Below are 13196 nucleotides of genomic sequence, written 5' to 3'. Positions count from 1 at the left end.
CCCCTGTTGATCATGAATACCCTCTGGAATGGACGCTGACCCCCTGATGAAAATCCACTGCGTTGTGCTCCCGCTGCTGTTGGCCGGATGCACGGCCATGGCGCCCTATAAGGCACCGCTCGACGGCCCCCGAGCACAGGTCAAAAGTGAATTGAGCACCCACGACAGCTACAACGAAGGGCTGTCTGTCAGCGTTTCGACGGATCATGAGTGCCTGGAAGGCAGGGTGGGAACGCCGAGTCAGGAAACCGCATTATTTGCCGTGCACGGCACCACTTCGCGCCCCGACGGTTACGTGGACATCGCCGCCAACCAAGCGCTGCACCTGATCGTGTCGGGCCTGGCGAGCGCCGGGCGGCGCTGTGTGATCGAGTTCAACACTGAGTTCGCCGCCCAGGGGCGTTACCTGCTCAAAGGCGGGATTGCGGACAGCGACAGCGGCTGGTGTCGCGTTGAGGTGATTAATGCCGATACCGGTGCCTCGCTGGTTAAATTCGAGACCCCGACCCAGGTAACACCTGCCCCCACGGAGCGCTATTCGTGGAGGCAGTTCATGGCACATCAAGGTTGCTTTTTGCCCTCGATCGAACATTGATCAGGGCTTGAGCGGACGCTCCTGATCGCGCTCGGGCAGCTCCGTTCCATCGTTCGGATGCTTCCAGGTCTGGGGTTTTTCCTCTTCGTATCGCCGGGGTTGCTCACGCTTCGGTTGCTCTTGACGCTTCGGTTCATTACCCATAGCCACCTCCCATCCGTAAGAATTGGACACACCTGCAAGCATAGAACACGGCAGTCATTTGGGGCGGGCTCGCGGATTGATAATCTGCACGCATCAATACATCCAAATAACTCACTTATCATTTCTAAATGTGTCAGCCACTATCCGCGGTCTTAAGCGAAACAAGCACTTTAAAAGAACGCTGGAGACACAAAACCATGAATAGCCCTTCTCGGCCTGACGCCGCTCGCTCGAAAATTGGTGCGGTTTTCCGCGTGACTTCGGGCAACTTCCTCGAACAGTTCGACTTCTTTCTGTTCGGCTTCTATGCCACCTACATTGCTGCCGCGTTCTTTCCCGCCGCTAATGAGTTTGCGTCATTAATGATGACCTTCGCCGTGTTCGGCGCAGGCTTCCTGATGCGGCCATTGGGCGCGATCATTCTGGGCGCCTACATTGACGACGTCGGTCGCCGCAAAGGGTTGATCGTGACCCTGTCGATCATGGCCAGCGGCACGCTGCTGATCGTGTTGGTGCCCGGTTATCACAGCATTGGCCTGTGGGCCCCGTTGCTGGTACTGATCGGCCGCCTGCTGCAAGGTTTCTCGGCCGGCGCAGAACTGGGCGGTGTGTCGGTGTACCTGTCCGAAATGGCCACGCCCGGCCGCAAGGGCTTCTACACCAGCTGGCAATCGGGCAGCCAACAGATCTCCATCGTGGTGGCCGCCGCATTGGGTTATGGCCTGAATGTGTGGATGGAACCGGCCGTGGTGGCCGATTGGGGCTGGCGTATCCCGTTCGCCTTCGGTTGCGTGATCATCCCGTTCATCTTCGTGCTGCGCCGCAACCTGGAGGAAACCGAAGAGTTCGCCAACCGCAAACATCGCCCCACCATGCGCGAAGTGTTGGCGACCCTGGCGAAGAACTGGACTGTGGTCATCGGCGGCATGCTGATGGTCGCCATGACCACCACGGCGTTCTACCTGATCACCGTGTACGCGCCGACCTTCGGCAAGACCGTGCTGCAACTGAGCACCTCCGATGCACTGCTGGTGACCTTGCTGGTGGCCGTGTCGAACTTTGTCTGGCTGCCCATCGGCGGCACCTTGAGCGACCGCTTTGGCCGCAAGCCGGTACTGGTCGCCATGACCGTGCTGACGGTTCTCACTGCTTACCCGGCGTTGTCCTACGTGGTCAACGCGCCGAGCTTTGCGCATATGTTGGAAGTCCTGCTGTGGTTCTCCTTCCTCTATGGCATGTACAACGGCGCAATGATCCCGGCGCTGACCGAAATCATGCCGGTGGAAGTGCGCGTGGCGGGCTTCTCCCTGGCCTATAGCCTGGCGACCGCACTCTTTGGCGGTTTCACTCCGGCGATTTCCACCTGGTTCATCCACCTCACCGAAGACAAGGCCTCCCCGGCCTACTGGATGATGTTTGCCGCGCTGTGCGCCTTGTGCTCGACCCTGGCGCTGTATCGCCGGGCCAACACCCGTGGGCAAGTGATGCAGGAGGCCGTGTGATGAAGACGCTATTCAAGACCCTGACGACCCTGGCCCTCGGCACCCTGGCACTGACGGCCCAGGCCGAAGAACTCAAGGTCATGACCTCGGGTGGCTTCACTGCGGCGTATAAATTGCTGGGCCCGCAATATGCCAAACAGAGCGGCGATACCCTCGACACGATCCTCGGCCCCTCGATGGGCAAGGCGCCGGAAGCGATTCCCAACCGCCTGGCCCGTGGCGAACACGCCGACGTGGTGATTATGGTCGGCTACGCCCTGGATGAGTTGATCAAGCAAGGCAAAGTCGACCCGGCGTCCCGCGTGGAATTGGCGGATTCGCGCATCGGCCTGGTGGTGAAAGAAGGCGCGGCGAAACCGGCGATTGGCACCGACGCCGAGCTCAAGGCCGTACTGCTCAAGGCCAAGTCCATAGCGTATTCGGACAGCGCCAGCGGTGTGTATGTCGAGAAGGAGCTGTTCAAGAAACTCGGCATGCCCGCCAAGGGCAGCATGATCGAACGCATCCCGGTGGCCGAGAAGGTTGCCAAGGGTGAATACGAGGTGGGCTTGCAACAGGTCGCTGAACTGTTGCCGGTGCCGGGGGTGACTTACGTGGGCAAGATCCCGGAAGACGTGCAGTCGGTGACACGCTTTGCGGCGGGCATTCCGGTTAACGCCGAACACCCGGCCCAGGCCAAGGCACTGTTGCAGTACCTGGCCTCGCCCGAGGCACAACCGCTGGTGCAATCCACCGGCCTGGACTCGGTGTCACGCTGACCGAAACGGCATCTCCCGCACCAACCGCTCCAACTCCAGCGCCGCGGGCGGCAATGTCCGCCCGCGACGCTTGATCAAGCCCACGTTGCGCATCACCGGCGGCTCAACCAGCGGCACACTCACCAGAATCGGGTGTTCGCCCGCCGGCATGGCGATCGACGGCACCATCGCCACCCCCAGCCCCGCCTCTACCAAGCCGATCATCGTGGTCACGTGGTGTGTCTCGCAGACGCTCGGTTTTTTCACCCGCACGCCGTGCAAGGCCTGGTCCAGCAGGGCGCGGTTGCCCGACGTCTTGTCCACCGTGATGTAGTCGTGCTCGTAGGCCTCGGCCCAGGTCACGCTGTCGCGTCCGGCCAACGGGTGGTCCCGACGACACGCCAGTACATAGCGCTCCTGCATCAGCAACTCGAATTCCACTTCATCGGCCAGGCTGCCGCTGAAACTCACGCCAAAATCCGCCTCGCCACTCCCCACCGCGCTGCACACCTCACCGGCACTGGCGTCCAGCACCCGCAGGCGAATCTTCGGGTACAGCTTGTGGAACTCGGAAATCACGTGGGGCATGAAGTAATACGCCGTAGACGGCACGCAGGCGATGGTGACGTCGCCCATGCGCGTGGACGCCACGTTACTGATGCCCATCAGGGCAATGTCGAGGTCGTCGAGCATGCGCTCGACCTGAGGCAGGAATGCACGCCCGACCATGGTCAGGCTGACCCGGCGCGTGGTGCGTTCGAACAGCTTCACATCGAGGGCGGATTCAAGCTTTTCGATACGGCGGCTGAGGGCCGGCTGCGAAATCCGGATGGCCTCGGCGGCGGCGCGAAAACTGCCCTTGTCTACCACGGCGCGGAAGGCTTGGAGGTCGTTGAGGTCGAAATTGATGATCACGGAGGATGGCCAGTGGGAATCGGAATGCCGGCATTATCGTATGGGCGACGACAGGGCGCCATGCGCGCGCGGACGGCCGCCCGAACACTGCGGGTCTTCAGCATGAAACTGCGCAGTATGGCGCGCTTTGAAGGCCTGAAAACCTGTCAGAAATGACAGTACCGTTGGTCTCGCGCCGTGTTGACGACTGGCGGGCGCGGGGCTTTTATTAAGTATGTCGCGTTGCATCGGCGCGCATCAGGACACAAGGGTTTAGAGGGTACGAACAATGAGCAACAGACAGAACGGCACGGTGAAGTGGTTCAATGATGAAAAAGGCTATGGGTTTATCACTCCGGATGATGGGCCCGACCTGTTCGTACACTTCAGGGCGATTGAAGGCACTGGATTCAAGTCATTGAAAGAAGGACAGAAAGTCAGCTTCGAAGCGGTGCAAGGGCAAAAAGGCATGCAGGCCGACAAAGTCCAAGTGGTCGGTTGATAAACCGTTGGATGACCGCTTCACCCCGCCCACCACGGGCCATGTATTGCACTGAAAAAGGAGAACGGCCATGTCCAGAACAACTCCACAGACTGCAATTTTCATCAGCAGCGAAACTGCCGTCCACGATACGCAAGACGTGTTCTTTCGTAGCAGCACCGCCCAGGGCGGTCGAGTGCTGCGCGAGGGGCAAATCGTCAGCTACGAATTGGAACGGGGGCCGGGGGGTGAGTGGCAAGCGGTCAATATAAAGATCGAGGAAGAACCGAAGCTGAATTAGCGCCTTCCTGCCCGCCGCCACTCACGGCGCACGTCACTACAGCTGAAAGCGTGCCACCGCCTCGTTGAGGGCGACCGCCAACTGCGCCAATTCACGGCTCGACCCATTGATCTGCCCGGCGCCGGAAGACGACTGGGCAGACAGGTCGCGAATATTAACGATGTTGCGATCGACCTCCTTGGCCACCTGGGCCTGCTCCTCGGCGGCACTGGCGATCACCAGGTTGCGCTGGTGAATCTGGTCGATGGAGTCGGTGATCTGGCTCAACGCACCACCGGCTCCTTCAGCCAGGGCCAACGTGTCAGTGGCGCGCTGGGTACTCGACTGCATCGATGTCAGTGCCTGGTCGGAACCCGTGCGCATCGCGGTGACCATCTGGTCGATTTCCAGGGTCGATTGCTGGGTACGGTGGGCCAGTGCACGCACTTCGTCCGCCACCACCGCAAAACCACGCCCGGACTCACCGGCCCGCGCCGCTTCGATAGCGGCATTGAGGGCCAGCAGGTTGGTCTGCTCGGCGATGGAGCGAATCACGTCGAGCACCTTGCCGATATCCCGCGATTGCTCGGCGAGGTTCTGTACCAGGGTCGAGGTTTCGCCGATGTTGGTGCTCAGGGCTTCAATGGCGCTGACGGTTTCGCCCACTCGGTGCTGGCCCTCGCGCGCCGTTTCATTGGACAGGCGTGTGGATTCGGAGGTGGACACCGCATTGCGCGCCACCTCATCTGCGGCCGAGGTCATCTCGTTGACCGCCGTGGCGGCCTGCTCGATTTCAGCGGTTTGTTTTTGCAGGCTGCGGCTGCTTTGGTCGGTGATGCCATTGAGGTCGGTGGCGGAAGACGCCAACTGACCGGCCGACTGGCGAATCAGTTGCAAGGTCCCGCGCAGGCTGGCTTGCATGCTCTGGAGTGCCACGAGCAGGCGGGTCACTTCATCGTCGCCGGTCACCGCCACCGTTTGGGTCAGGTCGCCTCGGGCAACGTTTTCTGCGGTCCGCACTGCATGGCTCAGGGGGCCGACGATGCTGCGCGTCAGCAACCACGCCAGCGCCACGGTGCTCAACGCGGCCAGCAGCACAAAACCGAAGACCATCGTGCGCGAACGGCCGTACTGCGCCTCAGCCGCCTGGCCCTGCTGGTTGATCTGCGCGTTGTAGTAGTCGGCCAGGGCGTTGAGTTGGGCTCCGGAGCCATCCACCACGGTTTTCATGTCCACCAGCAGCAACTTGTTGAGCTCGGCGCCCTGCTGCTGGTCGGCCAGGACAAACGACTGGGCCAGCCCCTGCTGGTATTGGCGCAGCGAGACCTGGAACTGCTCATACAACGCGCGCACCTCGGGGGTGTCGATCACCGCGTTGAGGTCGGCCAGCCGCTTGGCCAGGTCCTGGCTACGAGTGTCCATCTGGCTGCGGTATTGCGGGATGCTCGCGGGGTTCGGGTCCAGCGCCATGCGCAAAGAAATCGTACGAATGCGCAGCATGATTTCGCGAATGTCCGCCACCATGCGCATCTTGGGCACCAGCCCGCTTTCCACCTGCACCGCACTGGCACGAATGCTGGCCATGTTCGAGAGCGCGAAAAAACCCAGCAGGGCGACGAGCAAGGCAATCAGGGCAAAACCCAAGCCCGCGCGACGGGCGATGGACAGGCTGCGAAGGGACATGTTTGGCGGCTCTCTTTTTAGGGATATGACATCGTATGAGAGCGTTTCGGCCTGCCGGGGCAGTACTTTAGCCCCACGAAAAAAAGTGTTGCCAACGAGTTCCACGTTGGTTGGCAACCCCTTAACGCCGGCGGGGCATGGAGCCCAGCAGGCGTTTCAGTTTCAGCTCCTGAAAAGTTGCCTGATTACATGCTCCAAGCCTGTGGGCCGTCGAAAAACGCCTGGGCATTACTGTCCAGCGTCTCCAGGTGATACCCCCCTTCCTGCACGATCACACAGGGCAACCCCAGCCCACGGATGCAGGCTCCCAACTGCGCAAACCCCTGGCGCGTCACCGCGACTTTGCTTTGCGGGTCGAGTTCGTAGATATCGAAGCCCAGGGACAACACCAGCACCTGCGCCGAGAAGTCTTTGACTGCCTTGAGTGCCCGCTCCAGTTGTGCAAAAAACACCGCCTCGCTGGCACCGTGCGCCATCGGCAGGTTGAGGTTGAAGCCTTCACCGGCGGCGTTGCCACGCTCTTCGGCGAAGCCGGCGACGCCGGGGTAGAAGTTGGTGGGATCTCCGTGGATCGACACATAGAGCACGTCGTCGCGGTCGTAGAAAATCTCCTGGATGCCCTGGCCGTGGTGCATGTCGGTGTCGAGGATGGCGACGCGCTGGAAGCCTTCGCGCAACGCCTGTGCCGCGACGGCCGCGTTATTGATGTAGCAGAAGCCGCCTGCCGCATCGAAGCGCGCGTGATGACCTGGCGGGCGACACAGTGCATAGGCTGCGGGCGCCCCGTCGAGGATGGCCCTGGCGGCGGCGACGGCGCTTTGGGCTGACCAATACGCCGAGCGCCAGGTGAGTTCACCCACCGGGCAACTGCCGTCGGCCAGGTAGCGCGCAGCCTGGGCCAGGACGCCGCGCAGGGCGTTGGGCTCGCGCACGAAGATATTGGACATGACTTCGTCGCCCCAGTCCTCGGGGATTTCTTTCCAGAGCGCGTGGGCTTGCTGGAGGAAAGTCAGGTAAGACGCGCCGTGGACGGCCAGCAGGGGCTCAAGTCCATAATCCTGCGGTTGTTGAATGTCGAAGCCAAGGGTTTGCGCGGCCAGCAGCAGGTTGCGGGCACGCTCGGGGACTTCCTGCGGCGTGCGCATCTGGCCGCGGGAATAGTAGCTGCGCGGATGGTGCAGCAGCTGTTCGGGGTGGAAAAACGTACGCATAAGAGTCTCCTGGATGAACACTGCGCCCCTGTTTGAGCGGGACGGCGCCAGTCTTCAGGTATGAGTGGTCATGTGGCCTGGCCGGCGCGAGCCAACACGGCGTTAAGCAATACATCGGTGCCCTGGCGCACGTCTTCGGGCAATACATCTTCGGCTTCGTTGTGGCTGAGGCCGCCGACGCAGGGGATGAAGACCATTGCGGTGGGGCAATAGCGTGCCAGGTGAATCGCGTCGTGACCGGCGCCGCTGACGATCCGCTGCTGGCTGTAGCCCAAGGCGTCCACCGCGGCTTGCACGCAGGCCACGCATTGCGCATCGAACGGTGTCGCCGGGCTGATCCAGTGGGGGCTGATGGTGACGTCCAGCCCACGTTGCGCGGCGATGGCCTGCAACTGTTTGCGCACCTGCTGTTCCATGGCATCAAGGTCGGTGTCGCGGTGATGGCGCAGATCGACGCTAAAATGCAGCAGCCCGGGGATGGTGTTACGGGAGGATTTGGCGATGCTCAATTCACCAACGGTCGTCAGGCCCTCGGGAGCGAAATCCTTGGCCAGGCTTTCCAGCGCCTGGATCATTTGCGCAGCGCCATACAGCGCGTCCTTGCGCAGCGGCATCGGCGTCGTACCGGCGTGCGCCGCCATGCCGGTGACGCGCACGTCGAGCCAGCGAATCGCCTGGCCACCGGTGACCACGCCGATGCTCTTGGCGTTGTCTTCCAGGATCGGGCCTTGCTCGATATGCGCTTCGAAATACGCATCCACCGCACCACCTGACGCGCGCTCACCGTGGTAGCCGATGGCGCGCAAGGCCTCGGCCACGCTGATGCCGTCCACGTCGACACTGGCCAGGGCCTTGTCCAACGCCAGGGCGCCAGTGAAGACCGCCGAGCCAAGCATCGCCGGGGTAAACCGGGCGCCCTCCTCGTTGGTCCATACGGCGATTTCCAACGGTTTACGCGTTTGAATGCCGTGGTCGTCAAGGCTGCGGATCACTTCCAGGCCAGCCAGCACACCGTAGACACCATCGAAACGCCCGCCCTCCGGCTGAGTGTCGAGGTGGCTGCCCATCATCACCGGGGCGGCGTCCTCCTCCGTCCCGGCGCGGCGGGCGAACAGGTTGCCGATGGCATCCACGCTCAAGGTCAGCCCCGCCGCAGTGCACCAGTGGCTGAACAGCTCGCGACCGGCCTGGTCCTCAGCGCTCAAGGCCAGGCGGCAACTGCCGCCGCGTGCGGTCGCACCCACTTCAGCCATGGCCATCAGGCTGGCCCACAGGCGCGGGCCATTAATCTTCAACATTACCCATCTCCCCTCAGACACTTGGGGCCATTTCGAGACGGTGGGCGGTGGCGTGGCGGCGCGATAACGCCAATACGCACACCAGCGAGACCGCCGCGATCAGGCTGTAAAACACCGCCATCGGCCACCATTGGCCCTGGTAGGCATGGGCCAGCCAGGTGCCGATCAATGGCGTCAGACCTCCGGCCAGCGCACCGCACACCTGATAGGCCAGGGAAATCGCGGTATAGCGCACACGGGTTTCAAACAGGCCGCTGACAAAGCCGGCGATGACCGCATAAAACGAGGCCATGCACACCACGGCCAGGGCGATGCCGAGGATGATCAACGGCGCCTGGCCGCTGCTCACCAGCACGAACATCGGGTACGGCGAAGCCATCGCCAGTACCGTCATCGCGCAGAGAAACCGCGTGGCGCCGACCTTCTCCGCCACCCAGGCCGCCAGCGGCTGGACACAGAACTGGATGATGGCAACGAAGAACAAACACTCCAGAATCAACGAGCGCGGTAAGCCCAGTTGCTGAGTGCTGTAGGCAATCATGAACGTGTTGGTGAAATACACGCCGGCGATGCCCAGGGTGTTGGCGCCAATGCACAGCAACAACGGGCGCCACGCGGTTTTCAGCACTTCGATCACCGGGGCCTGGTCGGGCTTGATCGCCCGGGCCTTTTGCGCCAGCGCCTGGTCTTCGAGGAACTCAGGGGATTCGTTTACGCCCAGGCGAATCGCCAGGCCCACGATCAGCAGCAAGGCACTGGCCAGGAACGGCAGGCGCCAGCCCCAACTGAGCAGGTCTTCTTCCGGCAAACGCGTCACCGCGCTGAACGCCAGCAGCGACAGGATCAACCCTGCCGGGCTGCCCAGTTGGGCAAAGGACGCGAAGAAGTTCCGCCGCCCTTTGGGCGCATGCTCACCGGCCATCAGCACCGCACCGCCCCACTCGCCACCGACGGCAATACCTTGCACGATGCGCAGCAGGACCAGCATGACCGGCGCCGCGACGCCGATCTGCGCGTAAATTGGCAGCAGCCCGATACACACGGTGACCACGCCCATCATGACCAGGGTGATCACCAGGGATTTCTTGCGGCCAATGCGGTCGCCGATATGCCCGAACACGATGCCGCCCAACGGCCGCGCGAAAAAGCCCACGGCAAAAGTGCCGAACGCAGCCATGGTGCTGAACAATTTGTCTTCGGAAGGGAAAAACAGCTGACCGAACACCAACGCCGCGGCGGTGGCATAGATGTAGAAGTCGTACCACTCGATCATGGTGCCGATAAAAGCGGCGGCCGCAGCACGGCGAGGCTGGGGCGAAGCGGAAGGCTTCATGGGGCGGGCTCCTTTGGTTATTTTTTTGGCAGGAGAAAGGTCGAACGCATGCGCTCTGATGGCGCTTGTCAGGGGTGATTTATCGTCGCGGGGCTATGATTAGTCAATTTTCTATTTATTATTCCAATTATAAATCCTGCTTATTATTGAGCCGCGCCATGTCCGAACCCCGTCGCGATATTCACCCCCTGCTCAACGACCGCCTGGACTGGAACCTGCTGCGCACCTTCCGCGTGATCGGCCAGGAACTGAGCATCAGCCGCGCCGCCGCCCGCCTGCATTTGACCCAACCGGCGATCAGCCAGGCCCTCAAGCGCCTGGAAGAACAACTCGACTGCCAACTCATCGCCCGCCGTGGCCCGCGCTTCGTACTGACCGAGGCCGGTGAACAGATCTTCGCCATTGCCGGCGAGATGTACGGCCAGGTCTCGCAGATGAGCAACGCCCTGCAGAAACCTGGCGATGAAGTGATCGGCAAGGTGCGTTTGCTGATGATCAGTCGGATCAACTCGGACCTTTTCGATGAGTTTCTCGCGGACTTTCATCGTGAACATCCACGGGTCGACCTGGAAGTCGAGGTGATGCGCAGCTCCGACATCGTCGCCGCCCTGCTGGAAAAAACCGCCACCCTGGGCCTGAGCCTCAACCGTCGACCACAGCCACGGCTGGAGCAGCATCTGTTCCTGCGCCAGCGCTACGCGTTCTTTTGCGGACAGCACCATGCCCTGTTCGGACGCAGCGGATTGGCAGAGGGGGATTTGCAGTCGGAGAACTTCGTGAGTTTCACCAGTGATCAAATCGGCGGGATGCTATCGCCGCTGACGATCTTTCGTGATCAGCAGGGCTTCAGCGGGCGGATCGTGGCGTCGTCGTCCAGCCTGGAAGAGGTACGCCGCCTGGTGATCGCCGGGTTTGGTTTGGGCTGCCTGCCGGTTCACGTGGTGGCGGAAGATGTGAAGAACGGGCTGCTGTGGCGGCTGCCGCCGGATGAGGGGATTGCCGATGTGGATATCCACTTGCTGTGGCATCGGGAGCAGAAGATGAGTCGAGCGGAAAGGGTGTTCATTGAGTCGCTGTTGGGGCGGTTGGCGAGTGCAGCAGACGATGCCGGCTCACCGGGTTCAAGCTATTAACGTCCGTTCGACGCGGCTGGCCATGTTCTGCAAATCCTCGAATGTGTTTCTCCCGATCAACATGAAGCCGTGGGACAGGCTGGCCCAATACACCACATTCATGCCTCGGCGCTGCTCGGTAGCGACGGGCTGCGCGCCCTTTTGGCTGGCGGTGATACACAGTGCCAATGGACCATGGCGCGGATCCAGGTAGGTCAATTGGCCGATCACTACGCCTTCATAGTCGAGGATCTGCGCACGCCGGAACTCGGCGCCGGGCAGAGTTACCGCCTCTGGAGATAACGGCAGCCCCAATTGTGCCCCCACGCCATTGAGTTGGGCGATGTGAGAGGCGCGATCAGCGCTGAGGTTTTCCAGGGTCTGCGGTGTGTACAGGGCCATGTATTCGGCAACCGAGGCACGCCAGCCTTGAGCGGATTGCGCGCGAGGCCAACTGATGAACAGGCGGTCGGCAACTGCGCCTGCCACGGCAAAACCGGCGGCTACGGCCAGGAAGCGACGTCGACTCAGCGCTGGGGCTTGTGCCGCTGGCAAGGCGTTGAGCATTGCCTGCATCCGCGCGGTAGGTGCTTGACCCAGCACCGAGTCGAAGGCGGCCTTGAAGGGTAAGTCAGCGCACTGCAAAGCCTCCAGGCGTGCGGCCAGCACCGGGTCCGTGCGGACCTGATCGGCGATGAACGCCCGCTGCTCCACCTCCAGCTCGCCATCCAGATAAGCCACCAACCACTCATCGGACGGTACGTTAGTCTGAGTCATCGCCGTTCTCCGCTGGATTTATCCTGCTGGGCCGTAGAGGGTGTGGTCTGCACCAGTTTCAAGCGGGCGGCGGCCAACCGGCTCATCACAGTCCCGACGGGAATATGCAGCACCTCGGCAATTTCCTTGTAGGAAAGCCCTTCGACGTACGCCAGAAACACTGTTTCCCGCTGTGCTTCAGGCAACCCGTTAACGAGCTTGATCACTTGCGCGGCCAATACCTGATCCTGAGCCTGGCTCTCGCCATCGAAGGACAACGCCTGTTCCCCCTCGACAAACCCCTGCCCCTGGCGTACCCGTTGCGAACGCACCTCGTTGAGCCAGATGGAATGCATGATCGACAGCAGCCAGCGGTCCAGGCGCGTGCCGGCCGCGAACTGCCCGGCACGCTCCAATGCCCGCACACAGGTCGCCTGCACCAAGTCTTCGGCCAGATGCTTTTGCCGCGACAACACCAACCCATATCGCCATAAACGCGGCAACAACAGGCCCAGCTCGCGACGAAACTCAGCCTCTCTGGTGATGGCTGCCCCCTGTCGGTTCACTCATCGGTTTCAAGCCTGTGGCGCGGCGGCGATAGCTTCGGCGAGGTCTTGGTACTCTTCGCAGGTGGTGCTGCACAAGGCTTTGATTTTCACCAGTTGCTCTTGCGCCAGGTCGACGCGCCCTTTGATCACATAGGCCTCGCCCAGGTACTCGCGAACCTGCGCGTAGTTGGGGTCGAGCGCGACGGACTTCAGGTAATAACCGATACCTTCATCGGTGCGCCCCAGTTTGCGCGTGGCATAGCCGCGATAGTTGAGAGCCTTGGCGGTGTTCGGGTTTTGCAGGGTATCGAGCAATGCCAGGGCTTCGTCGTAGCGCCCATCTTTGGCCAGGCGGTAGGCGTAATCGGTACGGTCGGCGTCCGAAGTGGCTTTGCTGGTTTGCAACACGCACTTTCCGCTCTTGGTATCCCAGACCTGGCCTTTCGGGCAGTTAGGCTTGGGCGGGGCCGATTCGTCACCGGAGGCGTGAGCTGGGCCTGCGAGTAAAGCGGCGGCCAGGCAAGCACTGAAGAACAGCGCGGTGCGGTAAGTGACGGGGTGTTCGTGGCGGTTTTTCATGGTTGTCATGCTCCGTAACGATGGGGAGGTGCAACAGCGAACA

Annotated in this window: 15 protein-coding genes and 1 pseudogene; 6 read left to right on the top strand and 10 right to left on the bottom strand. The window is 61.8% G+C overall.

Translation table 11 applies throughout. The features are described from left to right. Positions 1-28: 28 nt before the first annotated feature. Complete coding sequence (locus AC1Q6I_RS06455) at positions 29-595, top strand: hypothetical protein (RefSeq protein ID WP_102625589.1); 567 nt, start codon at positions 29-31, stop codon at positions 593-595. Here AC1Q6I_RS06455 and AC1Q6I_RS06450 read toward each other — a convergent pair whose 3' ends face one another. Beyond that, on the bottom strand, positions 596-739 hold the full coding sequence (locus AC1Q6I_RS06450) for a hypothetical protein (protein WP_173903835.1): 144 nt from the start codon (positions 737-739) through the stop codon (positions 596-598). 197 nt (positions 740-936) lie between these two features. Between AC1Q6I_RS06450 and AC1Q6I_RS06445 the strand changes: the two genes are divergently transcribed. Both AC1Q6I_RS06445 and AC1Q6I_RS06440 read left to right on the top strand, forming a co-directional pair. Further along, positions 937-2241 carry an MFS transporter gene (locus AC1Q6I_RS06445; RefSeq protein WP_102625591.1) on the top strand — a complete coding sequence of 435 codons (1305 nt, stop codon included), beginning with the start codon at positions 937-939 and terminating at the stop codon, positions 2239-2241. Then, on the top strand, positions 2241-2999 hold the full coding sequence (locus AC1Q6I_RS06440) for a substrate-binding domain-containing protein (protein ID WP_069075456.1): 759 nt from the start codon (positions 2241-2243) through the stop codon (positions 2997-2999). The genes AC1Q6I_RS06445 and AC1Q6I_RS06440 overlap by 1 nt, the downstream gene beginning before the upstream one ends. Here the strand turns inward: AC1Q6I_RS06440 and AC1Q6I_RS06435 are convergent. Next, positions 2991-3893, bottom strand: coding sequence for a LysR family transcriptional regulator (locus AC1Q6I_RS06435; RefSeq protein ID WP_024074015.1), 903 nt, complete (start codon positions 3891-3893; stop codon positions 2991-2993). The two genes, AC1Q6I_RS06440 and AC1Q6I_RS06435, sit on opposite strands and share 9 nt — an antisense overlap. Before the next feature lie 268 nt (positions 3894-4161). Here AC1Q6I_RS06435 and AC1Q6I_RS06430 point away from each other — a divergent pair, with 268 nt between their 5' ends. Beyond that, entirely contained in the window at positions 4162-4374 is a 213-nt protein-coding gene (locus AC1Q6I_RS06430) for a cold-shock protein (RefSeq protein ID WP_024074014.1), read from the top strand. Positions 4375-4444: 70 nt separating this feature from the next. Next, a complete protein-coding gene (locus tag AC1Q6I_RS06425) occupies positions 4445-4654 on the top strand; it encodes a cold-shock protein (RefSeq protein WP_102625535.1) in 210 nt (69 codons plus the stop codon). A gap of 36 nt (positions 4655-4690) precedes the next feature. Here AC1Q6I_RS06425 and AC1Q6I_RS06420 read toward each other — a convergent pair whose 3' ends face one another. The 5 genes and pseudogenes from AC1Q6I_RS06420 to AC1Q6I_RS06400 form a co-directional block, all read right to left on the bottom strand. Then, on the bottom strand, positions 4691-5554 hold the full coding sequence (locus AC1Q6I_RS06420) for a methyl-accepting chemotaxis protein (RefSeq protein ID WP_370531108.1): 864 nt from the start codon (positions 5552-5554) through the stop codon (positions 4691-4693). After that, positions 5549-6316, bottom strand: a pseudogene (locus tag AC1Q6I_RS06415) (MCP four helix bundle domain-containing protein); the annotation flags it as partial. The gene AC1Q6I_RS06420 and the pseudogene AC1Q6I_RS06415, both read right to left, overlap by 6 nt. Before the next feature lie 185 nt (positions 6317-6501). After that, on the bottom strand, positions 6502-7527 hold the full coding sequence (locus AC1Q6I_RS06410) for a histone deacetylase family protein (RefSeq protein WP_024074011.1): 1026 nt from the start codon (positions 7525-7527) through the stop codon (positions 6502-6504). 68 nt (positions 7528-7595) lie between these two features. Then, complete coding sequence (locus AC1Q6I_RS06405) at positions 7596-8825, bottom strand: Zn-dependent hydrolase (RefSeq protein ID WP_102625537.1); 1230 nt, start codon at positions 8823-8825, stop codon at positions 7596-7598. Positions 8826-8838: 13 nt separating this feature from the next. After that, entirely contained in the window at positions 8839-10158 is a 1320-nt protein-coding gene (locus AC1Q6I_RS06400) for an MFS transporter (RefSeq protein WP_102625538.1), read from the bottom strand. A gap of 158 nt (positions 10159-10316) precedes the next feature. On the opposite strand from AC1Q6I_RS06400, the gene AC1Q6I_RS06395 reads away from it, so the two are divergent. After that, positions 10317-11291: a LysR family transcriptional regulator gene (locus tag AC1Q6I_RS06395; protein WP_069075459.1), complete on the top strand. Its 975-nt coding sequence runs from the start codon at positions 10317-10319 to the stop codon at positions 11289-11291. On the opposite strand, the gene AC1Q6I_RS06390 is transcribed toward AC1Q6I_RS06395, so the two are convergent. Genes AC1Q6I_RS06390 through AC1Q6I_RS06380 form a run of 3 tightly spaced genes read right to left on the bottom strand, consistent with a single transcriptional unit; the run spans position 11280 to position 13153 of the window. Further along, positions 11280-12047, bottom strand: coding sequence for an anti-sigma factor family protein (locus AC1Q6I_RS06390; protein ID WP_069075460.1), 768 nt, complete (start codon positions 12045-12047; stop codon positions 11280-11282). The two genes, AC1Q6I_RS06395 and AC1Q6I_RS06390, sit on opposite strands and share 12 nt — an antisense overlap. Beyond that, on the bottom strand, positions 12044-12541 hold the full coding sequence (locus AC1Q6I_RS06385) for an RNA polymerase sigma factor (protein ID WP_041161116.1): 498 nt from the start codon (positions 12539-12541) through the stop codon (positions 12044-12046). The genes AC1Q6I_RS06390 and AC1Q6I_RS06385 overlap by 4 nt, the downstream gene beginning before the upstream one ends. A gap of 60 nt (positions 12542-12601) precedes the next feature. Further along, positions 12602-13153: a tetratricopeptide repeat protein gene (locus tag AC1Q6I_RS06380; RefSeq protein WP_024074005.1), complete on the bottom strand. Its 552-nt coding sequence runs from the start codon at positions 13151-13153 to the stop codon at positions 12602-12604. Positions 13154-13196: the final 43 nt, after the last annotated feature.

It is taken from the genome of Pseudomonas sp. MPR-R2A5 (assembly GCF_058793055.1).
The sequence above is the reverse complement of the archived record's forward strand: the minus strand, read 5'-3'. Positions and strand labels throughout refer to the sequence as shown.

What these genes read in the sequence shown, in the direction of transcription:
- AC1Q6I_RS06455 (WP_102625589.1), top strand. Translation starts at nt 29, where the DNA reads ATGGACGCTGACCCCCTGATGAAAATCCACTGCGTTGTGCTCCCGCTG.
- AC1Q6I_RS06450 (WP_173903835.1), bottom strand. Translation starts at nt 739, where the DNA reads ATGGGTAATGAACCGAAGCGTCAAGAGCAACCGAAGCGTGAGCAACCC.
- AC1Q6I_RS06445 (WP_102625591.1), top strand. Translation starts at nt 937, where the DNA reads ATGAATAGCCCTTCTCGGCCTGACGCCGCTCGCTCGAAAATTGGTGCG.
- AC1Q6I_RS06440 (WP_069075456.1), top strand. Translation starts at nt 2,241, where the DNA reads ATGAAGACGCTATTCAAGACCCTGACGACCCTGGCCCTCGGCACCCTG.
- AC1Q6I_RS06430 (WP_024074014.1), top strand. Translation starts at nt 4,162, where the DNA reads ATGAGCAACAGACAGAACGGCACGGTGAAGTGGTTCAATGATGAAAAA.
- AC1Q6I_RS06425 (WP_102625535.1), top strand. Translation starts at nt 4,445, where the DNA reads ATGTCCAGAACAACTCCACAGACTGCAATTTTCATCAGCAGCGAAACT.
- AC1Q6I_RS06420 (WP_370531108.1), bottom strand. Translation starts at nt 5,554, where the DNA reads ATGCAAGCCAGCCTGCGCGGGACCTTGCAACTGATTCGCCAGTCGGCC.
- AC1Q6I_RS06410 (WP_024074011.1), bottom strand. Translation starts at nt 7,527, where the DNA reads ATGCGTACGTTTTTCCACCCCGAACAGCTGCTGCACCATCCGCGCAGC.
- AC1Q6I_RS06405 (WP_102625537.1), bottom strand. Translation starts at nt 8,825, where the DNA reads ATGTTGAAGATTAATGGCCCGCGCCTGTGGGCCAGCCTGATGGCCATG.
- AC1Q6I_RS06400 (WP_102625538.1), bottom strand. Translation starts at nt 10,158, where the DNA reads ATGAAGCCTTCCGCTTCGCCCCAGCCTCGCCGTGCTGCGGCCGCCGCT.
- AC1Q6I_RS06395 (WP_069075459.1), top strand. Translation starts at nt 10,317, where the DNA reads ATGTCCGAACCCCGTCGCGATATTCACCCCCTGCTCAACGACCGCCTG.
- AC1Q6I_RS06390 (WP_069075460.1), bottom strand. Translation starts at nt 12,047, where the DNA reads ATGACTCAGACTAACGTACCGTCCGATGAGTGGTTGGTGGCTTATCTG.
- AC1Q6I_RS06380 (WP_024074005.1), bottom strand. Translation starts at nt 13,153, where the DNA reads ATGAAAAACCGCCACGAACACCCCGTCACTTACCGCACCGCGCTGTTC.